General features: G+C 51.5%; 21 protein-coding genes and 4 tRNA genes. 13 read left to right on the forward strand and 12 right to left on the reverse strand.

From position 1 onward, the window contains the following. Window positions 1–36 precede the first annotated feature (36 nt). Together LI114_RS03250 and LI114_RS03255 are read right to left on the reverse strand one after the other, a co-directional pair. Complete coding sequence (locus tag LI114_RS03250; RefSeq protein ID WP_227219295.1) at window positions 37–900, reverse strand: hypothetical protein; 864 nt, start codon at window positions 898–900, stop codon at window positions 37–39. A 67-nt stretch (window positions 901–967) separates the two neighbouring features. Continuing rightward, on the reverse strand, window positions 968–2,194 hold the full coding sequence (locus tag LI114_RS03255; RefSeq protein WP_227219297.1) for a pyridoxal phosphate-dependent aminotransferase: 1,227 nt from the start codon (window positions 2,192–2,194) through the stop codon (window positions 968–970). 176 nt (window positions 2,195–2,370) lie between these two features. Here LI114_RS03255 and LI114_RS03260 point away from each other — a divergent pair, with 176 nt between their 5' ends. Together LI114_RS03260 and LI114_RS03265 are read left to right on the forward strand one after the other, a co-directional pair. Continuing rightward, on the forward strand, window positions 2,371–3,252 hold the full coding sequence (locus tag LI114_RS03260; RefSeq protein ID WP_022127635.1) for a YitT family protein: 882 nt from the start codon (window positions 2,371–2,373) through the stop codon (window positions 3,250–3,252). A gap of 84 nt (window positions 3,253–3,336) precedes the next feature. Continuing rightward, window positions 3,337–4,491 (forward strand): FprA family A-type flavoprotein, encoded by a 1,155-nt coding sequence (locus LI114_RS03265; protein ID WP_227219340.1) that lies wholly within the window; start codon window positions 3,337–3,339, stop codon window positions 4,489–4,491. 52 nt (window positions 4,492–4,543) lie between these two features. Here LI114_RS03265 and LI114_RS03270 read toward each other — a convergent pair whose 3' ends face one another. The 3 genes from LI114_RS03270 to LI114_RS03280 all read right to left on the reverse strand — a co-directional run bounded on the left by LI114_RS03270 (window position 4,544) and on the right by LI114_RS03280 (window position 7,260). Continuing rightward, complete coding sequence (locus LI114_RS03270; RefSeq protein ID WP_227219299.1) at window positions 4,544–5,470, reverse strand: hypothetical protein; 927 nt, start codon at window positions 5,468–5,470, stop codon at window positions 4,544–4,546. A gap of 67 nt (window positions 5,471–5,537) precedes the next feature. Further along, window positions 5,538–7,001 (reverse strand): proline--tRNA ligase, encoded by a 1,464-nt coding sequence (proS, locus tag LI114_RS03275; protein ID WP_227219300.1) that lies wholly within the window; start codon window positions 6,999–7,001, stop codon window positions 5,538–5,540. Then, on the reverse strand, window positions 6,982–7,260 hold the full coding sequence (locus LI114_RS03280) for a hypothetical protein (RefSeq protein WP_022127631.1): 279 nt from the start codon (window positions 7,258–7,260) through the stop codon (window positions 6,982–6,984). Before LI114_RS03280 ends, proS begins: the two co-directional genes overlap by 20 nt. A gap of 202 nt (window positions 7,261–7,462) precedes the next feature. Here LI114_RS03280 and LI114_RS03285 point away from each other — a divergent pair, with 202 nt between their 5' ends. Further along, on the forward strand, window positions 7,463–7,789 hold the full coding sequence (locus LI114_RS03285; RefSeq protein WP_022127630.1) for a PadR family transcriptional regulator: 327 nt from the start codon (window positions 7,463–7,465) through the stop codon (window positions 7,787–7,789). Continuing rightward, entirely contained in the window at window positions 7,779–9,305 is a 1,527-nt protein-coding gene (locus LI114_RS03290; RefSeq protein WP_227219302.1) for a DUF4097 family beta strand repeat-containing protein, read from the forward strand. Before LI114_RS03285 ends, LI114_RS03290 begins: the two co-directional genes overlap by 11 nt. A 361-nt stretch (window positions 9,306–9,666) precedes the next feature. On the opposite strand, the gene LI114_RS03295 is transcribed toward LI114_RS03290, so the two are convergent. The 5 genes from LI114_RS03295 to malQ all read right to left on the reverse strand — a co-directional run bounded on the left by LI114_RS03295 (window position 9,667) and on the right by malQ (window position 15,967). After that, window positions 9,667–10,392 (reverse strand): amino acid ABC transporter ATP-binding protein, encoded by a 726-nt coding sequence (locus LI114_RS03295; RefSeq protein WP_227219304.1) that lies wholly within the window; start codon window positions 10,390–10,392, stop codon window positions 9,667–9,669. Beyond that, on the reverse strand, window positions 10,379–11,071 hold the full coding sequence (locus tag LI114_RS03300; RefSeq protein WP_022127627.1) for an amino acid ABC transporter permease: 693 nt from the start codon (window positions 11,069–11,071) through the stop codon (window positions 10,379–10,381). Before LI114_RS03300 ends, LI114_RS03295 begins: the two co-directional genes overlap by 14 nt. Before the next feature lie 63 nt (window positions 11,072–11,134). Continuing rightward, a complete protein-coding gene (locus tag LI114_RS03305; RefSeq protein WP_227219306.1) occupies window positions 11,135–11,914 on the reverse strand; it encodes a transporter substrate-binding domain-containing protein in 780 nt (259 codons plus the stop codon). A gap of 129 nt (window positions 11,915–12,043) precedes the next feature. Continuing rightward, complete coding sequence (locus LI114_RS03310) at window positions 12,044–14,440, reverse strand: glycogen/starch/alpha-glucan phosphorylase (RefSeq protein ID WP_227219308.1); 2,397 nt, start codon at window positions 14,438–14,440, stop codon at window positions 12,044–12,046. Window positions 14,441–14,473: 33 nt separating this feature from the next. After that, window positions 14,474–15,967, reverse strand: a complete 1,494-nt coding sequence (malQ, locus tag LI114_RS03315; protein WP_319638289.1) for a 4-alpha-glucanotransferase — start codon at window positions 15,965–15,967, stop codon at window positions 14,474–14,476. 280 nt (window positions 15,968–16,247) lie between these two features. On the opposite strand from malQ, the gene LI114_RS03320 reads away from it, so the two are divergent. From LI114_RS03320 to LI114_RS03350, 7 genes are all read left to right on the forward strand, one after another. Then, a complete protein-coding gene (locus LI114_RS03320; RefSeq protein WP_227219310.1) occupies window positions 16,248–17,177 on the forward strand; it encodes a DUF5685 family protein in 930 nt (309 codons plus the stop codon). Then, window positions 17,174–17,839, forward strand: coding sequence for a J domain-containing protein (locus LI114_RS03325; RefSeq protein WP_227219312.1), 666 nt, complete (start codon window positions 17,174–17,176; stop codon window positions 17,837–17,839). The genes LI114_RS03320 and LI114_RS03325 overlap by 4 nt, the downstream gene beginning before the upstream one ends. Next, a complete protein-coding gene (locus LI114_RS03330; RefSeq protein WP_227219314.1) occupies window positions 17,830–18,453 on the forward strand; it encodes a hypothetical protein in 624 nt (207 codons plus the stop codon). Before LI114_RS03325 ends, LI114_RS03330 begins: the two co-directional genes overlap by 10 nt. A 44-nt stretch (window positions 18,454–18,497) precedes the next feature. Continuing rightward, window positions 18,498–19,289: a TVP38/TMEM64 family protein gene (locus LI114_RS03335; RefSeq protein WP_227219315.1), complete on the forward strand. Its 792-nt coding sequence runs from the start codon at window positions 18,498–18,500 to the stop codon at window positions 19,287–19,289. 132 nt (window positions 19,290–19,421) lie between these two features. Continuing rightward, window positions 19,422–19,495, forward strand: a tRNA-Gly gene (locus LI114_RS03340). Window positions 19,496–19,567: 72 nt separating this feature from the next. After that, a tRNA-His gene (locus LI114_RS03345) sits at window positions 19,568–19,641 on the forward strand. A gap of 4 nt (window positions 19,642–19,645) precedes the next feature. Next, window positions 19,646–19,719, forward strand: a tRNA-Arg gene (locus LI114_RS03350). Between the two features lie 145 nt (window positions 19,720–19,864). Here LI114_RS03350 and LI114_RS03355 read toward each other — a convergent pair. Continuing rightward, a complete protein-coding gene (locus LI114_RS03355; RefSeq protein ID WP_227219317.1) occupies window positions 19,865–20,308 on the reverse strand; it encodes a hypothetical protein in 444 nt (147 codons plus the stop codon). A 139-nt stretch (window positions 20,309–20,447) separates the two neighbouring features. After that, window positions 20,448–20,521: transfer RNA gene (locus LI114_RS03360), tRNA-Arg, on the reverse strand. Between the two features lie 176 nt (window positions 20,522–20,697). On the opposite strand from LI114_RS03360, the gene LI114_RS03365 reads away from it, so the two are divergent. After that, complete coding sequence (locus LI114_RS03365; RefSeq protein ID WP_227219319.1) at window positions 20,698–21,444, forward strand: ABC transporter ATP-binding protein; 747 nt, start codon at window positions 20,698–20,700, stop codon at window positions 21,442–21,444. Next, complete coding sequence (locus LI114_RS03370; protein WP_227219321.1) at window positions 21,441–22,754, forward strand: ABC transporter permease; 1,314 nt, start codon at window positions 21,441–21,443, stop codon at window positions 22,752–22,754. The genes LI114_RS03365 and LI114_RS03370 overlap by 4 nt, the downstream gene beginning before the upstream one ends. Window positions 22,755–22,763 lie beyond the last annotated feature (9 nt).

The raw sequence follows: 22,763 nt of genomic DNA on the forward strand, positions 1-22,763 counted from the left end.
AGGCTGACGTTTAATGGCGTCAGCCTTTTTGTGTTCTTAAATTTTTTTGCGGTAGATAAGCCCTTTGCCATGCAGGTAGTCGAACCGCAGAACTATCGTCAGCATACAGAAAAGCTCGCTTATCAGAAAGAATATCAGCGTCGCGAAAGGCACTGAGTAGCCGCTCGGCTCAGTTATCATGCCGCGCAGCTCGGAGAACATCAGCGAGGGGTGGACGAGCATATAGCCGAAAGTCTTTGCGTGCAGCCCGCGGTACTTGAACGTAAATTCGTAAGCGTTCATCTCGTGCGCCTTTTTCATCGACTTTTCGACCTCCTGCGGGGTGCTGCCGAGTATGTCGGAAAATCCGCAGTAGTCCCAAAGGCTCTCGCTGTTGATAGTTTTCAGTTCTTCGGCGGAGAGCTGCGAAAGCTTTTCGTCGCTCATGCCATCGAGCACTATCGAAGCGGGCGCGGCTTTCATCTGCTGCATAAAGTCCTCAGCACCGCTGTAATCCTCAAGGTAGCTTTCGTACCCCGCGAAGTAGTAAACGTCCGCCTCGGTCTTTTTCATGTAGCGGTAAACGCTGAGTGCGTAATCATGGCTGACGTAGTAGCTGAAAACAGCGGGCATCGCGAGCACAAAGCCTGCCGCGCAGAGTATAGCGGCGGCACGCAGGTCGCGCACGCGGCGCAGCACGGCGTAAAGCTTTACCAGCGAGCCGGGCAGCAGGCAAAGCACCGCCGCGCATAGCAGCGAGATGACCGCCGCCACGTCAGAGCCGCATATCAGCGCGAGCAGCATACCCGCCGCTGAGCAGAGCAGCGCCGAGAATATCAGCACCGCTCCGAACTGCACCGTGAAAATTGGGCGGCGCGGCTTTGGCAGAGGTTTGCCCTCGGTATTATTTTTTTTCTGCATAAATTTTCGCTTCCCCTTTCGCAAAATGTGTGAAGGTCAAAGTGGTTATCTGTGCAAATAGTGAGTATCAGTTCTGTTTGTAGTCGGCGAGGAATTCTTTCAGCCCCTGCATTGAAGCGCTGAGGGTATCCATATCGGGCAGATAAACTATGCGGAAATGGTCGGGAGCGCCCCAGTGGAAGCCGCCGCCGTGTACCAGCAGTATCTTTTTCTCGCGCAGGAAGTCGAGCACGAACTGCTCGTCGTTGGTAATGCCGAACTTCTTGATATCCATTTTTGGGAATATGTAGAAAGCCGCCTTGGGCTTTACCGCCGAGATTCCGTCGATGCTGTTGAGCGCATTGTAGATAAACTCGCGCTGATCGTAGATCCTGCCGCCGGGGAGGAGAAGCGGGTCTTTTTTGCCGAAGCTGGCGGGGTCTAGGGCGGTGGCTACCATATGCTGCGCGGGCACATTTGAGCAAAGGCGCATGGAGGAGAGCATATTCAGCCCCTCGATATAGCCGCGCGCCGCCTTTTTGTTGCCCGAAAGGCTCATCCAGCCGATGCGGAAGCCCGCCGACATATGCGATTTTGAAAGTCCGCTGAATGTGATGCAGAAAACATCGTCCCCCGCGAGGGAAGCGATAGAGGTGTGCACCGCGTCGTCCATCAGCAGGCGGTCGTAGATCTCGTCAGAGAAGATTATCAGCCCGTTTTCGCGCGCGACTTCCACTATCTGCATGAGCAGGTCTTTTTCGTATACCGCGCCGGTAGGGTTGTTCGGGTTTATGATAACTATAGCCTTGGTGTTCGGCGTTATCTTTTTCTTTATGTCCTCGATGTCGGGGTTCCAGTCGGCGCTTTCGTCGCAGACGTAGTGTACGGCCGTGCCGCCCGCGAGGGTAACTGAAGCTGTCCAGAGCGGGTAGTCGGGCGAAGGCACGAGCACTTCGTCGCCGCTGTCGAGCAGGCCTTGCATAGACATGGTGATAAGCTCGGAAACGCCGTTGCCGGTGTAAATATCGGCGGGGGTAACGCCCTTTATTCCGCGGTATTCGTCGTAGCGGATTATCGCTTCGCGCGCGGCGATTATGCCGTGAGAATCGCTGTAACCCTGCGCAAGGGGCAGCGAGGAGGACATGACCTGCATAACGTCATCAGGCGCGTTGAAGCCGAAAGTGGCGGGGTTGCCGATATTTAGCTTTAATATCTTTTCGCCCGCGGCTTCCATCATATTGGCCTCGTCCATAACAGGACCTCTTATATCGTAGCAAACATGGTCAAGCTTGTGTGATTTTGCAAATTCTCTCATTTTCATGATACCTCCTAAGCCGAAAAAAATTCGGCAGATAATATTATTATACACCCGCGGCGGAAGATTGTCAAGCGCGGCGATCTTGTAATCTTCAAATATGCAAAATTAGCACTTTACAAAGCTTCAAAAATGTGATATATTAAAGGTATAAAATACGGCAGGGAGGTGCAGATATGAAAAAACGATCATCGGTGGATAAGAAAACGCTGAGAAAAGACGCGGCTACGCTTGCGGCAGTAACGGCGGCGGCTTTCATCATGGCGCTGAATACCAAAACTTTTGTAAACACGGGCGGGCTGTACCCCGGCGGCATAACGGGGCTGACGATACTGATACAGCGCGCCGTGCAGGAGCTTGCGGGCTTTACGCTGCCTTTCAGCGCGGTAAATATTTTGCTCAACGTTTTCCCCGTGTACATCGGCTTTAGGCACATCGGCAAGAAATTCACGGCTTTTTCCTGTGTAATGATACTGCTGAACAGCTTTTTCACCGACCTTATCCCGAACCATATCATCACAGAGGACGTGCTTCTCATCGCGATATTCGGCGGCATTATCAACGGCGTGGCGATAAGCCTTTGCCTGAACACGGGCGCGACTTCGGGCGGCACGGATTTCATCTCGATATACCTTTCGGAAAAGAGAGGTATGGATTCTTTTGATCTGATACTCGGCTTCAATTCCGTGATACTTTGCACCGCGGGACTGATGTTCGGCTGGGACAAAGCGCTGTACTCTATAATTTTCCAGTACGCTTCGACGGCTGTACTTCATATGCTGTACAAAAAATTTCAGCAGAGCACCATGCTCATCGTGACCACAAAGCCGCACGAGGTCGCGCAGGCGATATACGACGTAAGCCGCCACGGCGCGACTATACTGGAGGGCGAAGGCTCTTACGAACACTGCGAGCGGCAGGTGGTGTACTCGGTGGTATCGGCGGCGCAGAGCAAGCGCGTGATACGCGCGGTGAAACAGACCGACCAGAGCGCTTTCATAAACGAGGTGAAAACGCAGAAGCTTTCGGGACGTTTTTATCAGCCGAAAGAAAATTGAATTTTTGCGCGAAAGCTATTGCAAAATGTGAACCAATATGGTATAATATCAATAAAGATAAAGTATAACTGGAGGTAGAAAATGATGGAAGTTACAAAGGACATAATTTACATCGGCGTGAATGACCATAAGGTCGATCTTTTTGAGGGACAGTACGTTGTTCCGAACGGAATGGCTTACAATTCTTATGTTATCCTCGACGAAAAGACCGCCGTTATGGATACGGTAGACGCGCATTTCGGCGAAGAGTGGCTCGCGAACCTCGAGCAGGCGCTGGGCGGCAGAAAGCCGGATTATCTCGTAGTTCAGCACATGGAGCCTGACCATTCGGCAAACATCGCGAAATTCGCCGAAAAGTACCCCGAAGCGCAGATAGTCGGCAACGCCAAGACTTTCACAATGGTAAAGAACTTTTTTGGCACTGATTACGCCGACCGCCGCGTAGTAGTAAAGGACGGCGAGAGCCTTTCGCTCGGCGCGCACGAGCTGACATTCGTTTTCGCGCCTATGGTGCACTGGCCCGAGGTAATGGTTACCTATGACGCTAAGGACAAGGTGCTTTTCTCGGCAGACGGCTTCGGCAAATTCGGCGCGCTGGACGTTGATGAGGACTGGGCTTGCGAGGCTCGCAGATATTATTTCGGCATCGTCGGCAAGTATGGTATGCAGGTGCAGAATCTGCTGAAAAAGGCCGCCGCGCTTGATATTCAGATCATCTGCCCGCTGCACGGCCCTGTGCTGACCGAAAACCTCGGCTACTATATTGGTCTGTATGATACATGGTCGGCTTACAAGCCCGAGAGCGAGGGCGTTTTCGTAGCCTACGCTTCCGTTTACGGCAATACCAAGGCTGCCGCCGAGCTGCTGGCTGAAAAGCTGCGCGAAAAGGGCTGCCCGAAGGTTACCGTCGCTGACCTTGCGCGCGAGGACATGGCGGAGTGCGTTGAGGACGCTTTCCGCTACGACACGCTGGTGCTGGCTTCCTGCACATACAATGGCGGCGTTTTCCCGCCGATGCGCGAGTTTATCCTCGACCTCACCGAACGCGGCTACCGTAACAGACGCGTTGCGCTGATAGAGAACGGCTCGTGGGCTGCTACTGCTGCTAAGGTGATGGAGAAAATGCTCGAGGGCAGCAAGGACATCACTTTCGCCGAGAACCGCGTTTCGATAAAGTCGGCGCTGGACGAAACCTCCACCGCGCAGGTAGAGGCTCTGGCTGACGAACTTACCAAGTAATTTCACGCAAATATAGCGATACCCCGCAGACGTTCGTATCTGCGGGGTATTTTTATATTATGGAAAATATTTGGAACATAGCTATCGCGCCGACGCACATCAGGCTGCCGAGCAGATTTTTCGCCGTGAACCGCTCGCGCTTCGCTATCGTGATGAAGAAAAGCGTTACGAGTATCAGCGGCTGAACGAACGAGTAGAGGGTAAGGCTCATGCCGATCAGCGCGTTTTCCGCAAGCAGCCCCGCGATGTTCGGCAGGCGGGTGAGGAAAACTATCAGGAGCATTTTTTTGAAGACCGCGTAGTCGCAGGGGCGCTCGTTCGCGAGGTAGAGCCGTTTTAGTATGCCTCCCTCCGCGCGCTTCTGGAATATCGCGACCGCCATTATCGCCGTGAGCGCCAGCATCGAGATGAAAAGTCCTGTGTTTTTCGAGAGGTATGGCTCGCCCGCGCGCATTATCAGCCCGTAGGAAAATTTTGCGAATATGTACAGCGCCATTGCGGGAATAAGCCGCAGCAGTTCGCCGCGCGTGAGCTTTCGTCCGTTGCCCGAGCCGTTCATATCTCCCGAGCCGCTCGCTATCAGTGCTAATCCCGCCAGCGCGAAAGGCAGACAAGCCAGCTTCGCCGCCGAGGGCGCTTCGCCGAAGATCGCGCAGTCAGCGCCGTATGAAAGAAACATCGCCAGCCCCAGCCATGCTTTTACCTCAAAAGCGCTCAGCACGCTCAGGCAGACCGCCGCCGTGTAAAATTCGCAGAGCTTGTTCGCTACCAGCAGCGCCGAAATGCCGAAAGTCTGCGGGCAGAGCGCGGCGCGAAGGTGCAGGAACGGCAGGCAGGGCAGCATGAAAGCCGCCGTGGAAGCCGATATGAAAAAAGTAAATTCGCTGCCCGAAAGCCCCCCGCGCGAAACGGTCTTTTTATCGTTCAGCGTACATATGGTATAGCTGGCAACATTTATCAGTAAAAATATCAACTGCAATAGTTTTCACTCCATAAAAAACGGGGCGCATTTTCCGCAAACGCCGCCCCGTGTGGATGATCTAAAATTAGTAAGCCTTGCCCCAAAGCACCATGCACTTTGCTTCCTTGCCGCAGCAAACGCATTTGTCGCCGAGGTTTTCCTGATGGAAAGGTATGCAGCGCGAGCCTACGCCCGTAACTTCCTTTATCTTATCCTCGCAGGCTTCGTCGCCGCACCACATAGCTTCAACAAAGCCGTCGCCGTTCTTTTCCAGCGCTTCGGTGATCTCTTCCATAGAGTGGCAGCGGTAAGTTCTCTTAGTGCGGTTAGCAAGAGCCTTTTCGTACATACCGGCGGGAATGGTCTTTTCCAGCATCTCGATAACGGTATCCTTGAAAGTTTCAAGCTCGTTTTCGAGGGAAACGGTGGTCTTTTCGCCGTTGTATCTTGCAGCTACTACGCACTGGCAGTTCTCGATGTCCTTCGGGCCTATCTCTACTCTTACAGGCACGCCCTTCATCTCGTACTCGGCGAATTTCCAGCCGGGCGAATTATCGCTGTCGTCGAGCTTTACGCGCACGCCGCAGGCTTTGAGCTTTTCATAAAGCTTTTTCGCTTCGTCGAGCACGCCCTCTTTGAACTGCGCGATTGGCACGATAACCACCTGAACGGGAGCTACCGCAGGCGGCAGAACAAGTCCGCTGTCGTCGCCGTGAGTCATGATAACTGCGCCGATAAGGCGGGTGGTAACGCCCCAAGAGGTCTGGTGGGGGTACTGCTTCTGATTATCTTTATTGGTGAACTGAATGTCGAAAGCTTTAGCAAATCCGTCGCCGAAATAGTGCGAAGTACCTGCCTGAAGCGCCTTGCCGTCGTGCATAAGAGCCTCTATCGCGTAGGTGGATTCAGCGCCGGCGAACTTATCGCTCTCGGTCTTTTTGCCCTTTACAACGGGCATTGCCAGCGACTGCTCGCAGAAATCAGCGTAAACGTTGAGCATCTGCTCGGTCTCGGCGATGGCTTCCTCAGCGGTCGCGTGAATGGTGTGGCCCTCCTGCCAGAGAAATTCTCTCGAGCGCAGGAACGGACGGGTGGTCTTTTCCCAGCGCACTACCGATACCCACTGGTTGTAAAGCTTTGGCAGGTCGCGGTAAGAGTGAACTATGTTCGCGTAGTGCTCGCAGAAAAGCGTTTCAGAGGTGGGGCGGACGCAAAGGCGCTCTTCAAGCTTCTCGCTGCCGCCGTGGGTTACCCAAGCGACTTCGGGAGCGAAGCCCTCAACGTGGTCTTTTTCCTTATTGAGCAGGCTTTCGGGAATGAACATAGGCATACAAACATTTTCGTGACCCAGCGCCTTAAAGCGTGCATCGAGGTCTTTCTGGATATTTTCCCAGATGGCGTAGCCGTAGGGGCGGATAACCATGCAGCCCTTTACGCTGGTGTACTCTACCAGCTCAGCCTTTTTGCAGATGTCGGTATACCATTTTGCGAAATCTTCGTCCATAGAGGTGATAGCCTCTACCATTTTATTATTGCTTTTTTTTGCCATGCTTAAAATCAACTCCATAAATATCTTTATTATAAATTTTGTAATTCAGATCGTATTCAGGCTCGGACGAAGCGTCGTAAGGGCCTTTTACCTGCGGTTCGTCAGGGTCGGGCTTTGGCACTTCGTCCTTAGTAGGTCGGTGCTCGTCGATCTTTTTTGCCAGCCGCGGCGTTATAACGCAGCAGAGCATTATCACAGCCATAATGACCATAGTAGTGCCCAGCACCCGCAGCAGCAGGTGTACCAGCTCGCTGTTCATATGCTCGCCCCTTTCTTTCGCGTAATATCATACCTTAATATTATACCATCTTTCGCGGCGATTTGCAAGTAGTTATGAAAAAATTTAAAATATTTCGTTTAGTGCTTGACAAACAATATTATATGGTGTATAATATTATACAGATAAAGAACACGGGCGTTAGTCCGACCCGTGTGAGAAGAAAGGAGTTGCTATCAGCATTATGAGTGTTTTTCCGATAAGTGCAGCGCTGCTGGACGCTATGGTGCTCGCCGTTACCGAAAATGAGGACGGCTACGGGTATAAGATCACTAAGGATATTCAGGAGCGCGTGAGCGTTTCAGAGTCCACCCTCTACCCCGTGCTGCGGCGCTTGCAGAAAAATGGTTCGCTCGAAACATACGATATGCCTTATATGGGCAGAAACCGCAGATATTACCGCATTACAGAAAGCGGCAGAGAGCTGCTGAAAGATTACCGCGCAGAGTGGCGCGAGTATAAAGGGCAGATCGACCACTTTTTAAGCGAGGAGGATAATTATGACTATTAAAGAATACATCAGCCGTCTTTCAGCTGCGCTGAGTAATATCGACAGCGAGGAAGCGGCGAACGTTTTGCAGTATTACACCGAGATACTTGAGGACGCCGAAGATCCGCAGGCGGAAATGGCGAAGTTTGGCTCGCCCGAGCAGCTCGCTGCGCAGATAATGCAGGAAAACGGCTGGCAGCCCGCGCCCGATATGAGCGCGATGTTCCCGAATATGCAGCCGAAGCCGCGCAGGGGCATGACTACGGGCAGGGCGATAGCGCTGGTGCTCACCTCGCCTTTTTGGCTTACGGTATATGTTCTTATCGCCTGCCTTTTCATCACGGTAGTTTCGGTCTATATAACTTTCCCCGCAACAGCGATAGGCGGACTTGTCGCCTGCGCACTTACGGCGGGCGAATATGCGCCACTAACAGTTGCACTGCTCACACTTGCAGCGGCATGCGCCGGCTTGACTATGATGCTTTACCGCCCGCTTAAATACGCGCTGAAAGGCTGCGTTCAGCTCACTTTGATATTCAGCCGCTTCATTTTCGGCATGGAGCAGAAGAGATCCACCATTGCTCTGAAAAAGCCCGTCAACCGCGTGGTGCTTGTAACAGGCGCGGTGATGACGGTGATCGGAGCGGCGGTATGCGGCGTTTGCGTTGTAAAGCATATCAATAAGATAGATTATGCAAAAGCGCTCGGCATGACCGACCGCACATATGAGCTTTCGGGTGATATTACCGAGCTTACGGCCGACCTCGACGGTGCGGCGGTGCTCAGCGTAAAGCCCTCCGACGGCGATACGGCAAAGCTGGAATGTAAATACATTATTGAAAAAGACATGAAGATAACCGACGGCTCGGCAGCCGAGATAAAGTATGACGCGAAGAGCAACAGGATAACGCGCTACGGCATAAATTTCGGAACTATCTCTTACCCCGCCGCTGAAATCACACTCTATCTGCCGCAAAAGGCTTACGATAAGCTTACGCTTGATTCCACGTTCGGCGATATTTTGCTGAAAGATATTTCGGTCACCGAACTGAATATCGCTGCCGATGCGGGTGGCGTGAAGCTGGATAACGTGCTGGCAAAGAACGCTTCGATGGATATTGATTACGGCGATGTTGATATGAACGGCTGTAAGTTCGATTCTTTCACGATAGATTCTGCAAGCGGCGATCTCGACATGAACGGCTGCGAGGTCGGAAAGACCGTCAGCATCAATATGGATTACGGCGATATGGAGCTGAAAAACGTTACCGCGGGCAGCCTCAGCGCGAAAATGAGCGCGGGAGATCTCGAGTTCAAGGGCGTTATAACAGGCGCGGCGGACGCTGACAGCGTTATAAACTGCGATTACGGCGACGTGGATATGCAGCTCGGCGGAAGTAATTATACGATAGCCGCTTTCACCGACCTCGGCGAAGTCACCATAAACGGCGAGTCCCCCGCGTACAACGACCTTAAAGGCAGCGTGGTACTGCGCATAGAGAACAGCTGCGGCGATGTAAATGTAGATACAGACTGATACAAAAAGAAAAAGTCAGACAGACATACAAAACGGATATTAAATGGGGAAAAAGCGCACATTTTGTGAACATTATATTTTCAGTATGTTATCATACAGTTATCACATAAGGGCTGTATTATATATACATAAGGTTACAGGGCACCTGATCCGGACATAAAAAGAGCAGAGGTTCACATATGTTCAGTGATGTAAAGACCCGACCACATATTATTTTTCTCCATCATATTTACTGTAAAGGCAGAGAGAGCTTTTAAGATCCCTACATCTTTAAGCTCTCTTTGCTTTTATCTAATCTTTTTTGCGCAATAAAAATGCCACGCGTACTTTCGGCGTACACGTGGCATTTTCTGTATGTAAATTACAATACTTTCGAGAGAAAGTCGCGCAGGCGGGGATTGCGCGGGTTTGAGAAAAATTCGTCGGGGCGGTTTTGCTCCAGTATATTTCCGTCCGCCATGAACATCACGCGTGAGGCTACCTCGCGCGCAAAGCCCATCTCGTGGGTAACTACCACCATCGTCATTCCGTCGTCCGCAAGCTTTTTCATAAGCTCGAGCACTTCGCCTACCATCTCGGGGTCTAGGGCGGAGGTCGGCTCGTCGAAAAGCATAACTTCGGGATTCATCGCGAGGGCGCGGGCTATCGCTATACGCTGCTTCTGACCGCCGGAAAGGCGTGAGGGGTACTCGTCGGCCTTGTCGGGCAGACCTACCTGCTCAAGCAGCTCTTCGGCGCGCGCGTTCGCTTCATCGGCTGTCATAAGTCCCAGCTTTACGGGCGCGAGCGTGATGTTTTTGCGTATGGTGAGGTGAGGGAAGAGGTTGAAGTGCTGGAAAACCATGCCCATTCTCTGGCGCAGGCGGTTCATTTCAGACTCGCTGATGCGGGTGATGTCTGTACCCTCAAAGAATATCTCGCCCGAAGTGGGGTGCTCCATAAGGTTCAGGCAGCGCAGGAAGGTAGATTTTCCCGAGCCGGAAGGGCCTACTATTACTACCTTTTCGCCCTTATCTATCGTTTCGCTGATGTTTTTGAGAACTTCTACATCGCCGAATGATTTGCAGAGGTTTTTAACGTCTATCACTTTGCGAGAGCCTCCTTTCAAGCTTGCTTACAAGGTGGGTCAGCAGCATTACCATAAGCAGGTAGATCACCGCGACGGTTATCAGCGGCATGAAAGCCGAGAAGGTCTGCGAGCGGATAATGTCGCCGCCCTTTGTGAGGTCCTGTATGGCTATGTAGCCCGCTACCGAGGTTTCTTTCAGCAGTACTATGCACTCGTTTGCGAGCGCGGGGAGCACTGTTTTGAAAGCCTGCGGCAGCACTATCGAGATCATAGTTTCTCGGTAGCTAAGTCCTAAGCTTCTGCCTGCTTCAAACTGGCCGTTGTCTATCGACATTATGCCCGAGCGGACTATCTCAGCCACATAAGCGCCCGAGTTTATGCCGAAAGCCAATATAGCTACTACCAGCTTGCTGATATTCACGCTGCTGAAAATAACGAAGTAGGTTATCAGCAGCTGTACTACCATAGGCGTACCGCGGATAACAGTAAGGTATACTCTGCAAATGAAATTCAGTATCTTCATCTTGCCCGTGCGCTCGTAGGTAGAGCGAATTATCGCTACCACAAAGCCCAGCACCGCGCCTATCATCACGGCGAAAAGCGTGATGAGCAGGGTGGTCTTTAAGCCGTTGGTGAGGTATTTCCAGCGGTCTTGTTCAATAAAATTCTGCTTGAAAGCGTCTATCAGTCCGTTCAATCCTGCACGTCCTCTCTTAAAATAATTCGGCTGCCGCTGATTTTGCCGACAGCCGAACTTTAGTTATTTCTTTCTAACGATTATTACCTGAGTAGAGGTAGCGTATCCGTCGGAGAAGAGCACGTTCTTCTCGCGGTCGGGGGTAACGGTCATTCCCGCAACGCCTACGTCAGCCTTGCCCGACTGTACCGCAGAGATTATGGAGTCGAAAGCCATATCGTCGATCTGAAGCTCGTAACCCAGCTTGTCGCAAACTGCCTGCATCATATCAGCGTCAAGACCTACTATCTTGTCGCCCTCTTTGTACTCGTAGGGAGGGAACTCCGCGTTGGTAGCCATTATGAGCTTGCCCTTGCTGCGGTCTACTCCGTCGGGCGAGGTGTACTGGTTCTTGCCCTTGGTTTCTCCCTGATAGTTGCTCTTTATTTTGTCGAGAGTGCCTTCGTCTTTCAGCTCTTTCAGAGCGCCGTTTATCTCGGTCTGGAGGTCTTTGTTATCCAGCTTCATTGCGATAGCGTATTCCTCGTCGGCGAAGGGGTCGTCGAGTATCTTGAGGTCATCGTTTTTGTCAACGAATTCCTTGGCAGGCTCAGAGTCGATGATAACTGCGTCGATCTTGCCCTGCTTCAGCGCCTGAACTGCGTCAGCGCCCTTGCTGTATTTTTCTACCTTAGCGTCCTTAACGTCGCTGGCGTAGGTGTCGCCCGTAGTGCCGAGCTGCACGCCTATTGTCTTTCCCTCGAGGTCGTCGGCGCTGAAAACTGTGTTGTCGGGCACGCCGCAGCTTGTGAGCATTGCTGCGCAGAGTGCTGCTGAGATAAGCCCTGCTGTAAATTTCTTCATGATTTGAACATATCCTTTCATTGAAGGCAATATCGCGGTATTGCCTTTGTTATAAGCTTTATTATACCGCACATTACTCGGTTTTGCAAGCTTTTTTATCTGCAAATTGGTATATAATTTATGAATTTTTTAAACGTTGACGGGTTTTACGCTCCAGATATTCTCAGCGTAGTCCTTGATAGTTCTGTCGGAGGAGAACTTTCCTGCGTGGGCGATGTTCAGCCAGCATTTGCGGGCGAAAGCAAGCTCTTCCTTGTAGTCGGCGTTTGCTTTCAGCTTCGCTTCAACATAGCTGTTGAGGTCGCCGAGAACGTAGTAGTGGTCGGGAACGTGCCAGCTCGCGCCGTCGGTGAGCGCCTTGTAAAGCTCCTTGAAAGAGCCCTCCTCGTTTGAGGGCACGCCGCCGTCGCTGAAAGTGCCGTCTATCAGCTTGTCGAGCACGCGGCGTATCTTTTCGTCGGCGTAAGCCACCTTGCGGGGGTCGTACTCGGGCATTATCTTCTCCAGCTCTTCAACTCTCGCGCCGAAGATGTAGTTGTTCTCCTCGCCCGCTTCTTCCGCTATCTCGATGTTCGCGCCGTCGTATGTGCCGAGGGTGACCGCGCCGTTCAGCATCATTTTCATGTTGCCAGTGCCCGAAGCCTCAGTGCCCGCGGTGGAGATCTGCTCGGAAATATCGCTGCCCGCTACCAGCTTTTCGGCGTAGGAAACGTTGTAGTTCTGTACGAATACCACTTTCAGCAGTCCGTTCACTTCGGGGTCGGCGTCTACCATATCGGCTATCTCGTTTATCAGCTTGATTATCGCCTTAGCGCGGCGGTAGCCGGGTGCGGATTTCGCGCCGAAGATGTATGTGGTAGGTGTGAAGTTCTTTATGCTGCCGTCTTTTATACCATAATAAATATACAGTATCGAGAGCGCGTTGAGAAGTTGGCGCTTGTACTCGTGCAGACGCTTTATCTGCGTATCGAATATAGTGTTCGGGTCGATGTCCTTGCCGTCCTGCATTTTTACATATTCTGCAAGCTGGCGCTTTTTCTCTTTCTTTATGCCGATAAATTCGCGCAGTACGCTTTCGTCGTCGGCATATTTCGCCAGACCCTCAAGCTTCGAGAGGTCTTTTACCCATTCCTCGCTGCCCAGCAGACGTGTTATCAGCGCGGAAAGTTCGCTGTTGCAAAGGCGCAGCCAGCGGCGCTGAGTTATGCCGTTCGTTTCGTTGAGGAAGCGCTCAGGGTACAGCGCGTACCAGTCTTTCAGCGTTTCGCTCTTTAGTATCTCGGTGTGTATAGCGGCAACGCCGTTGGTGTGAGAGGATACATATACAGCCATATTAGCCATTTTAAGCTGTCCGCCGCCGATCATAGCCAGTTCGTCGATCTTCTTGCGGTCAAAGCCCTCTTTGTTCAGCGCGTACATCTCAGCCTTGAAGTTTTCCGAGATCATCAGGCATATCTCGTAAACGCGCGGCAGCAGTTTTTCTACTATCGAGCAGTCCCACTTCTCCAGCGCTTCCTGCATTATGGTGTGGTTGGTGTAATTGAATGTGCGCCTTGCTATGTCGATGGCTTTTGCAAAATCGCAGCCCTCTTCGTCGATGAGTATGCGTATCAGCTCGGGGATAGAGATGACGGGGTGGGTGTCGTTTAGCTGTATCTGCACCATATCGGGCAGGGTGTCTACGCTGCCGAAGCGCGCCTTGTGCTTTTTCACGATGTCTGCGAGCGAAGCCGCCGAGAAGAAATATTCCTGACGCAGGCGCAGTATCTTGCCCTCGGTGAAATTGTCGTTCGGGTAAAGCACGCGCGAGATGTCCTCAGCCGCGTTTTTAGCAGCCGAAGCGCCCGCAAAATCGCCGTCGTTGAATGCGGCAAAGTCAAATTCCTGCGCGGCTTCCGCCTGCCAAAGGCGCAGAGTACCGATGTTTTTGGTGTCGTAGCCGATCACAGGCATATCGTAAGGAACAGCGTTTACCGTCATATCGGCGTAGCGCACCTGTACAGTTTCCTCGCCGCGGCGCACCGACCAAGGATCGCCGAAGCGCGACCAATCGTCCGCTTCTTCGCGCTGAAATCCGTCAACTATCTTCTGCTTGAAAAGCCCGTATTTGTAGCGTATACCGTAGCCGTCGAGCGGAAGATCGTGCGCGGCGGCAGAGTCGAGGAAGCAGGCGGCAAGTCTGCCCAGACCGCCGTTTCCCAGCGCGGCGTCCTCTATCTCTTCAAGGTCGCTGAGCGAGCGGCTCGCCTTGTTCAGCGCCGCCTCAGCCGTTTCGGTAAGCCCCGCGCAAAGCAGGTTGTTGTAGATGGCTCTGCCCACCAGAAATTCCATCGAAAGGTAGCAGGCGCGTCTGCCGTTTTTGTGAGCCTCGCGGCTGTTTTCCCAGTTTTCGGCGATGCTGTCCATAATAGCCGAAGAGAGCGCTTCGTGAAGCTGTACAGCGCTAGCCTTTTCCAGCGAAACGCCGTACTTCTTTTTTAGGTCGGCTTCAATAGCCGCGTTCATGGCTTCGCAAGTCGTATTCATTTCAATTTCCTCCATTTATCCATTTATGTAAATTCATTTATTATCAGCGGGCAGTCTGCCGTAAATGCGGGTAAGCTCGCGCAGCTCCTCAGCCAGTTCATCAGTCAGCGCGCCGTCAGCCATGCGCCACTGCCAGTTTCCGCCGAGAGTAGAGGGTATGTTCATGCGCGCCGCCGAGTCGAGCCCCAAAAGATCCTGCATCTGCGCGATGGCTGTTTCGGCTATGCTCGCCCAAGCCGCGCGTATCATGCCGCGTGGAATGTCCTTGTTGCGCTTTACGTTTAGGTATTCGCGCGCGAATTTTCTCTCGGCGCGGGTAGCGGACTTAACCCAGCCCGCCGCAGTTTCGTTATCGTGCGTGCCCGTGTAGCAAACGCAGTTCGGCGAGGTGAAATTGTGCGGCAGATAGTTGCTCGTGCCCTCAGGGTCGAAGGCAAATTCCAGCACTTTCATTCCGGGGTAGCCGCTCGCTTTCAGCAGTTTGGCGACCTCCTTTGTGATAAAGCCGAGGTCTTCCGCGATGATGCGGCGTTTGCCCAGCGCGGCTTTTACAGCCTTAAAAAGCTTCATGCCCGGGCCTTTGCGCCATTCGCCGATAACTGCGTCCTCGTTGCCGTAGGGGATAGTGTAGTAGCTTTCAAATCCGCGGAAATGGTCTATGCGCACTACGTCGTAGGTGGTACAGGCGGCGCTCAGGCGGGCTATCCACCAGTCGTAGCCACGTTCTTCCATAACGTCCCAGCGGTAGAGGGGGTTGCCCCAAAGCTGACCCTTAGCCGAGAAAACGTCGGGCGGGCAGCCCGCTACGTCTATCGGCGTTTTGTCCTCATCAAGCAGGAAAAGCTGCGGCTGAGTCCAAACGTCGGCGCTGTCGTAGGCGACGTATATCGGTATATCGCCGATAAACTCAATGCCCAGTCCGTTGACGTAGGCTTTAAGCGCCTGCCACTGCTTCGCGTACTCGTACTGGAGAAATGTCCAAAAAGCTATGTCGTCGGCGTACTCCGCGCGCGCTTGTTCTATCGCTTTCGGCTCGTACATTCTCAGCGGGCGCTCCCACTCGTACCAAGCCTTGCCGCCGTGCGCGTCTTTCAGCGCCATGAAAAGTCCGTAGTCAGCCGTCCAGGGGTTCGCCGCCGCAAATTCAGCCGCCGCGCCATCGCCCGTAAGCTTGTAATTTTCGTAAGCCTTGCGCAGTACGGGGAATATCTTCTGATATATCCTGCCGTAATCGACCTCGCCTGCGCTTTCGCCCCACTCGATATCTTCGTAGTCGGCAGCCGTCAGCAGACCCTCTTGTGTGAGCGTTTCAAAGTCGATGAAGTAGGGGTTGCCCGCGTACACCGAAAAGCTCTGGTAGGGTGAGTCGCCGTAGCTGGTCGGCGAAACAGGCAGTATCTGCCAGTATTTCTGTCCCGCCTTTTTCAGAAAATCGGCGAAAGCGTAAGCCTCTTTGCCAAGCTTGCCGATACCGTGATCGCCCGGCAGGGAGGATATGTGCATAAGTAAGCCGCTTGCACGCATCATCTATCAGCTCCTTTTAATGGAAAAAGTGATTTTTCGTATACATTATAAATAACATTATACCATAGCTTGCCGCTAAAATCAAGTGCGGCAGGGCGCATATCTCAGATTTTGTTGACAAAGAATACACTATGTGCTATAATTAAATTGGATAATTGTGTGCTGATAGTGCGCCTATTTCAGCGTACTGTTTGCTTTTTAACATATAATACTCACAATTTCGGGGTAAAATTATAGTTGGATAAATATAGGCTTTATTCTCAGAAAGGCGGCGATGTGAAAAATGTTCGGATATGTAAAGGCTTACCGCCCGTGGCTGCGCGTCTGCGAGCTTGATCTGTATAAGGGCGTTTACTGCGGACTTTGCAAGACCATCACCGAGCGAAGCGGGTTCGTATCCTCGCTGCTGCTCAGCTACGACATTGTTTTCCTCACCATTGCCGCACTGGGGTATGATAAGTCGGCAGTAGCCGCCGAAAAGCGCCGCTGTCCGCTGCACCCGATAAAAAAGACCCCCTGCGTTTACTGTAGGCAGGCGGGCGCGGAAAACGCGGCTTTTGAGTACGCCGCCGACGCCGCCATAATGCTGGATTACCATAAGCTGCGGGACGATCTGCATGACAAGGGCTTTAAAAAGCGCCTTGCAGCCGCGGCTATGCTGCCGTTTTTTGCTAAGCCTTACAAGCAGGCGGCGGCGCGTCAGCCGTATATCTCGCAGCAGATAGAGCAGGCCATGGCTTTTCAGCGCGAGATAGAGGACATGAATATCCGCTCGGTAGACGCCGCCGCAGAGCCTACCGCGCGCATGATGAAAGCGGTATTTCGCGGAGTTTGCCGCTACGACCCCGACGACCGCGAGGTGATGGGCGAGTTCGGCTACCTGCTGGGCAGGTTCGTGTACATCTGCGACGCGCTGGACGATCTGAAAGACGATTTCAAAAAGCGCGCTTACAACCCGCTGGTCACCAAGAGCACGGCTATGACCACGGCGGGGGAGATCACCCGCGAAAGCTTTGAGCACGCCGCAGAATATGCACGCCGCAGCGCTTACCTCACTTTGGGGCAGCTTGCGGATAGGTATGTTCAGCTCAACTTCGGCGATATGCAGCCCATAACGGACAACGTAGTTTACATGGGGCTGAAAAGCTCACTGGAAGCTGCGGCAAAATTTGATAAAAAAGAAAAGAAGGACACGAAAGGTAAAAGGATATGAACGACCCCTACAAAATACTGGGCGTAGAGCCTACCGCTACTGATAAAGAGATAAAGACCGCGTACAAAGGCTTGGTGCGCAAGTACCACCCTGATAGATTTCAGGACGAATCTATGGCTGAAATGGCGAACGAAAAAATGACCGAGATAAACGCCGCTTACGATAAGATAATGGACGACAGAAAAAACGGCAGATCGGGCTTTACTTCGTACACCGCGGGCGGCGCTTCGGGCGGATACCGCAGATACAGCCGCGAAAGCTACGAGCAGGCTTCGGGCGGCGGCGCTGGCGTTGACTATTACCAGATACGCAATATGATACACGCGGGCAGGCTTGCCGAAGCGGATAATATGCTCGATAATGTGGCGCAGCCGAACCGCGTGGCGGAGTGGTACTTCCTAAAGGGCACTATCTGCTATCAGCGCGGCTGGCTGAACGAGGCTTACCACTACATCGCGCAGGCGACGCAGATGGCGCCCGGCAACGCCGAGTATTCGCAGGCGCTTCAGCAGATGAACCGTCAGCGAGGCGGCTTTATGAGCGGCGGCAGCAGATATAATACTGGCAATTCCGCAAACGATACCTGCAACTGCCTTTCAGACCTCTGCGTGGCTGACTGCTGCTGCGAGATGATGGGCGGAGATCTGATACCATGCTGCTAAACGGCGGTGAAAGCTGCCGACAGTCCGAGGGCGCGGAATGCGGAAAATGCAGGCCATCTACGGCTTTCTGCGTGGCGCTGGGCGGCATAATCACGGCGCTCGTCATGCTGCTGATGTTTTGCGCGACAATGTTCCCCATGCTGGATTACGCGATACCCGCCTATGCGGGTTTTCTGATGGTGGTTGTGATAGAAGAGGCGGGAAGCCGCTGGGCACTGCTGACCTACTGCTCATGCGCGGTGCTTTGTCCGCTGATGACGCCCGACTATCAGGCAAATCTGCTTTTCATACTTTTCATGGGCTACTACCCCGTGCTGTATGTGGCATTGCAGGGGGTGAAGCGGGACGGCGCGCGGATAGCGATAAAGTTCGCGGTCTTCAATGCGGCGATCGTCTGCTACGCGGCGCTTTTCCAGTACATATTCACCTCGGTAGACCTGCTTGAAGGTCTGGAGGAGCTTGGCAAGTGGGCAGCGCCCGCTATGCTCGGCATGGCAAACCTGTTTTTTGTGCTGTACGACCATCTGCTTGGGCAGCTGATAGAGATATATACAAGGTGGTTTAGGCGCAGGATATTGTGTCTGCGGACGGCGAACAAGTCCGGCAGAAGATGATTTTAAAAAAAGAAAAAGACAACTAAAGGCGATGAGATGACAAAATGAAGAAAAGAGAATTAAAGCTGTTTTCTAAGGAGCTTACCCCCGAACAGCAGGAGAAACGCAAGAAGATGGAGATGTGTTTCCGCGCGATAAGCTGTGTGGTATTTCTGCTTGCGATGATCGGCATAGGATATTTGGTGTTCCCGATATTCAGCGGCGTGGGTCAAAAGGGTTGGCTCGACGGAGTGCAGAAGCGGATAAGCGGCTACGGCGGCATACACGGCGTGCTGATGTTTTTGGCGATACAGGCTTTGCAGGTGCTTGTGGCGGTGATACCCGCGATACAGGTGGTCGGCGGAGTGCTTTACGGCCCGTTTTTCGGCTCGCTGATCTCGTTTCTCGGCATAGTGCTGGGCAGCCTAGCGGTATGGGGGATAGTGAAAAAGCTGGGCGCGCCGCTGGTGCAGGCGATAGTCAGCGAGAAGCATCTGAAAAAATTCAGCTTTCTCGAGGACGACCACAAGCTTTTGCTGATACTGATAATCCTCTATATAATTCCCGGGATACCAAAAGATGTCGTAACGTATCTGGTGCCGCTGACGAAGATAAAAATGCGCGAATTTTTTCTGTATGTACTGCCTTGGCGCATACCCGCGATAGTGCTTTCGACAGCTTTCGGCAGCAGCGCGACGAAGGGCAACATGGCGGCGACGATAATCCTCGGCGCAGTAACGCTCGTCATCGCGATACTGGGGCTGGTATTCAAGGACAAGATAGTAGCCGCGATGAGCCGTATAAGCCGCCGCCGCAGGCACAAAACTGATAAAACCGACAATCAGGCGCAGAAATGAGCGGCGGGATTTGTGCAGATATACAAAAGAGAAAAAGTTGATAAAAACTGCTTGACAATCGCACATCGTTGTGATATAATATATTACGTTGATTGAGGCTGAAACGAAGTGAAGCTGATAAAAACGTAATTTGCGGGTGTAGTTCAATGGTAGAACTCCAGCCTTCCAAGCTGGCCACGTGAGTTCGATTCTCATCACCCGCTCCAATTTTTCTCGGAGCTATCTGAGATATTACAAAAAAGCACCGCTCATGCAGCGGCGGTTTTTTTGTATGAATGGTGGGTATAGCGTAGCTGGTTAACGCGTCAGTTTGTGGCACTGAAGACCGAGAGTTCGAATCTCTCTATCCACCCTATGCACCTTTAGCTCAGCTGGATAGAGCAACTGCCTTCTAAGCAGTAGGCCAATGGTTCGAGTCCATTAAGGTGCGTTTAAAATGACCCTATCTCTTTTTGAGGTAGGGTCTTGTTTTTGGGTTAGGAAATGCGGCAGAGTATTATTTGATCCTTTTTACGGTCACTTTTACTTTGCCGTTTTCTTTTTGATGCACTTTTTTGTGGTTGGCTTCTCTTTTTTTAGTTCTTTTTTATAAGTTTTAATTCGTATTTGGCGATTTCTGTATTTACATGCTCGTTCATTGAACTATAAGATCTATAGCCGAATCTAATGAAAAATAATGTGAGAAGAATAATTCCAGCACTAATTAAAAGCTGTAATAAAAAATTATCTGTTTTTAAATCACAAATAATAATAAATATAGATGCAATAATTCCTGTAGATAAGGATTCAAACATTCTATATAAAACACTATTAAAAAAAATCAAACGCGTTTTTCTTTTTATTAGTGTACAATCTTTTACTTTATCAATATCCTTTGACGAATAGAAAGCATCTAAATTTGATTTAATCAAAGCTATTTTCTCAGTCTCTGAATATTTAGAGTTATTTTTGTTAATGTTAATTATTCTATTGACTTTTTTATTAAAACTCCAGAATTCTCTTTTTTCTTTTCTATTCATGTGCTAATAAGCTCCTTAAATAAAATTTTATTACATTTATTATACCATAAATCAACCAATTTGTCAATAAAAATTTTCCACCCACAAAAAAATCCCCCGCAGCCATCAAGACCGCAGGGGATACCAAATAAATATCAAGCGTCCCAGAAGGGATTTGAACCCCCGACCTTACGCTTAGGAGGCGCACGCTCTATCCAGCTGAGCTACTGAGACGTTCGCAACGCAGCTATTGCCGCATTGCCTATCTATTATACCATATTTTTATGCGCTTGTCAAGCTTGCCTGCCACGATTTTTCCCGACAAAAATTCTGATTGACAAACGCGCTTTCATATGTTAATATATTATATAGTATACAAACAAATCCACATCAGAAAGGATACTTGACAAATGGAGAATTCGCAGGAAAATATCGTTCTGCGCGTGGAGGGGCTTTCTAAGGCGTACAAAAAAGGCGTTTTCGCCAGCAAAGACGTAAGCTTCTCGGTCAAAAAGGGCGAGATATTCGCGCTTATCGGGCCAAACGGCGCGGGCAAAACTACCACTATCCGCATGATAGCTACGCTGCTGAAACCTACCGAGGGCGACGCGCTGGTAGACGGCAACTCTATCATCTCAGCGCCCGAAAAGGTTCGCCGCTGCCTTACATACCTGCCTGATGAAGCAGGCGCATACAAAAATATGAAAGGCAGACAGTATCTGCGCTTTATGGCGGATATGTATGCCGATAATAAACAGCAGTCGGCGGAGTTCGTAAAGCGCGCCGAGGAGATATGCGGGCTGGGCGAAAGGCTGGACGATAAGGTCGAAAGCTACTCGCGCGGCATGATACGCAAGCTGCTTCTCGCGAGAACGATAATGTCCCGACCCGAGCTTGCCATTCTCGATGAGCCGACTTCGGGTCTTGACATCATAAACGCGCTCGATATTCGCCGCATGATACGCTCGTTGGCGGAGCAGGGCATGAGCTTTCTGCTCTCCTCGCACAATATGCTCGAGATAGAGTACGTTTCCGATAGAGTCGGAATTATCGCAAAGGGCAATCTGCTCGAGGTCGGCACGCCAGCCGAGCTGCTTGAAAAATACGGTGCGGAAAACCTTGAGGAAGTATTTGAAAGGGTGGTGAGCAGCCGATGAAATTCGCAAGTTTGTTTAAAAAAGAGCTGCGCGAAATGCTCTCGCCGCAAACCATCATAATGCTCGTGTTCGTGCTGATAGTCATGGTAGGATTGAGCGGCATGGTAAACGGCGCTATGGACGAGGCGCAGGAGGAAAGCTCGAAAATAACCATCTGCGACCTTGACGATACCGACTTTTCGCGCTCGGTGATAAAGTTCCTAAAAACGCCTACCGCCGATATGAAAAATGATGTAAAAATAATCAAACTCGAAAGCGACGATTACGCTAAAGAGATAAACCGTCTGGGGCTGAAAAGCTTCATAGTAGTGCCCGAGGGCTTTACTGAAAGCGTGAACAAAGGCGAGCAGGCAAAGCTTATCTACGTTAGTAAGATGACCTCGCTCTCTACCATGTCGAACGTAAATTCCGGCTCTGAAACAGCCGTTACGCTCATCGAAGCCGCCGTTAAGAGCGCACTTTACACCGATAAAGTATCGAAAGGGCAGCTTACCGAAGACGAAGTTACTCAGCTCAATTCGCCCGTTGACGTGCAGGAGCAGACGATAGTCGGCGGGAAGTCGGCGAATATCTCGCAGCTTATACTTTACAGCGCTTCTTACAGCCAAACTATGCTGATGCCGCTGGTAGTGTATATGCTGATACTTCTCGGCTCGCAGACCATGATAAACGCCGTAGCCGCCGAAAAGCTTGACAAAACGCTTGAAACGCTGCTCTCCGCACCCGTTTCGCGCATAAGCGTGCTGAGCGCAAAAATGCTCGCCGCCGCTGTAGTAGCGCTGCTCAACGCCGTGGTCTACATGCTCGGCATGAATAATATGACAAGCGGCGTAAGCTCCTCGCTGCCCGATAATTACACCGAGATGGCGAAGCAGCTCGGGCTGAATTTCACTACGACTACCTACGTCATGATAGGCGCGCAGATGTTGGTATCCACGCTGATAGCGCTTTCCGTTTCAATAATCCTCGGCGCGTTCGCAAAGAGCGTAAAAAGCTCGCAGATGCTCTCGATGCCGATTCTTTTCATCACGGTAGTGCCCTTTATGGTCTCGATGTTTATGGATATAAGCAGCCTGCCGGGCGCGGTGAGATACCTGCTTTACGCTATACCTTTCACCCACACATTCATGGCGAGCGACTGCATACTTTTCGGCAAGACCTCGCTCTACGTCGGCGGACTTATCTACCAGATAATTTTCCTGATAGTCTGCATGGCGATAGCGCTGAAAATATTTACGAGTGATAAGATATTCACCGCTTCGGAAACGCGCATTTTCGGCAAAAAGAAAAAGCACGCTGAGGCTGACTGATAACTGATC

The organism is Ruminococcus sp. 210702-SL.1.03 (assembly GCF_020559915.1).
Taxonomy (GTDB): domain Bacteria; phylum Bacillota; class Clostridia; order Oscillospirales; family Ruminococcaceae; genus YE71.

What these genes read in the sequence shown, in the direction of transcription:
- LI114_RS03250 (WP_227219295.1), bottom strand. Translation starts at nt 900, where the DNA reads ATGCAGAAAAAAAATAATACCGAGGGCAAACCTCTGCCAAAGCCGCGC.
- LI114_RS03255 (WP_227219297.1), bottom strand. Translation starts at nt 2,194, where the DNA reads ATGAGAGAATTTGCAAAATCACACAAGCTTGACCATGTTTGCTACGAT.
- LI114_RS03260 (WP_022127635.1), top strand. Translation starts at nt 2,371, where the DNA reads ATGAAAAAACGATCATCGGTGGATAAGAAAACGCTGAGAAAAGACGCG.
- LI114_RS03265 (WP_227219340.1), top strand. Translation starts at nt 3,337, where the DNA reads ATGGAAGTTACAAAGGACATAATTTACATCGGCGTGAATGACCATAAG.
- proS (WP_227219300.1), bottom strand. Translation starts at nt 7,001, where the DNA reads ATGGCAAAAAAAAGCAATAATAAAATGGTAGAGGCTATCACCTCTATG.
- LI114_RS03280 (WP_022127631.1), bottom strand. Translation starts at nt 7,260, where the DNA reads ATGAACAGCGAGCTGGTACACCTGCTGCTGCGGGTGCTGGGCACTACT.
- LI114_RS03285 (WP_022127630.1), top strand. Translation starts at nt 7,463, where the DNA reads ATGAGTGTTTTTCCGATAAGTGCAGCGCTGCTGGACGCTATGGTGCTC.
- LI114_RS03290 (WP_227219302.1), top strand. Translation starts at nt 7,779, where the DNA reads ATGACTATTAAAGAATACATCAGCCGTCTTTCAGCTGCGCTGAGTAAT.
- LI114_RS03305 (WP_227219306.1), bottom strand. Translation starts at nt 11,914, where the DNA reads ATGAAGAAATTTACAGCAGGGCTTATCTCAGCAGCACTCTGCGCAGCA.
- LI114_RS03310 (WP_227219308.1), bottom strand. Translation starts at nt 14,440, where the DNA reads ATGAATACGACTTGCGAAGCCATGAACGCGGCTATTGAAGCCGACCTA.
- malQ (WP_319638289.1), bottom strand. Translation starts at nt 15,967, where the DNA reads ATGATGCGTGCAAGCGGCTTACTTATGCACATATCCTCCCTGCCGGGC.
- LI114_RS03320 (WP_227219310.1), top strand. Translation starts at nt 16,248, where the DNA reads ATGTTCGGATATGTAAAGGCTTACCGCCCGTGGCTGCGCGTCTGCGAG.
- LI114_RS03325 (WP_227219312.1), top strand. Translation starts at nt 17,174, where the DNA reads ATGAACGACCCCTACAAAATACTGGGCGTAGAGCCTACCGCTACTGAT.
- LI114_RS03330 (WP_227219314.1), top strand. Translation starts at nt 17,830, where the DNA reads ATGCTGCTAAACGGCGGTGAAAGCTGCCGACAGTCCGAGGGCGCGGAA.
- LI114_RS03335 (WP_227219315.1), top strand. Translation starts at nt 18,498, where the DNA reads ATGAAGAAAAGAGAATTAAAGCTGTTTTCTAAGGAGCTTACCCCCGAA.
- LI114_RS03355 (WP_227219317.1), bottom strand. Translation starts at nt 20,308, where the DNA reads ATGAATAGAAAAGAAAAAAGAGAATTCTGGAGTTTTAATAAAAAAGTC.
- LI114_RS03365 (WP_227219319.1), top strand. Translation starts at nt 20,698, where the DNA reads ATGGAGAATTCGCAGGAAAATATCGTTCTGCGCGTGGAGGGGCTTTCT.
- LI114_RS03370 (WP_227219321.1), top strand. Translation starts at nt 21,441, where the DNA reads ATGAAATTCGCAAGTTTGTTTAAAAAAGAGCTGCGCGAAATGCTCTCG.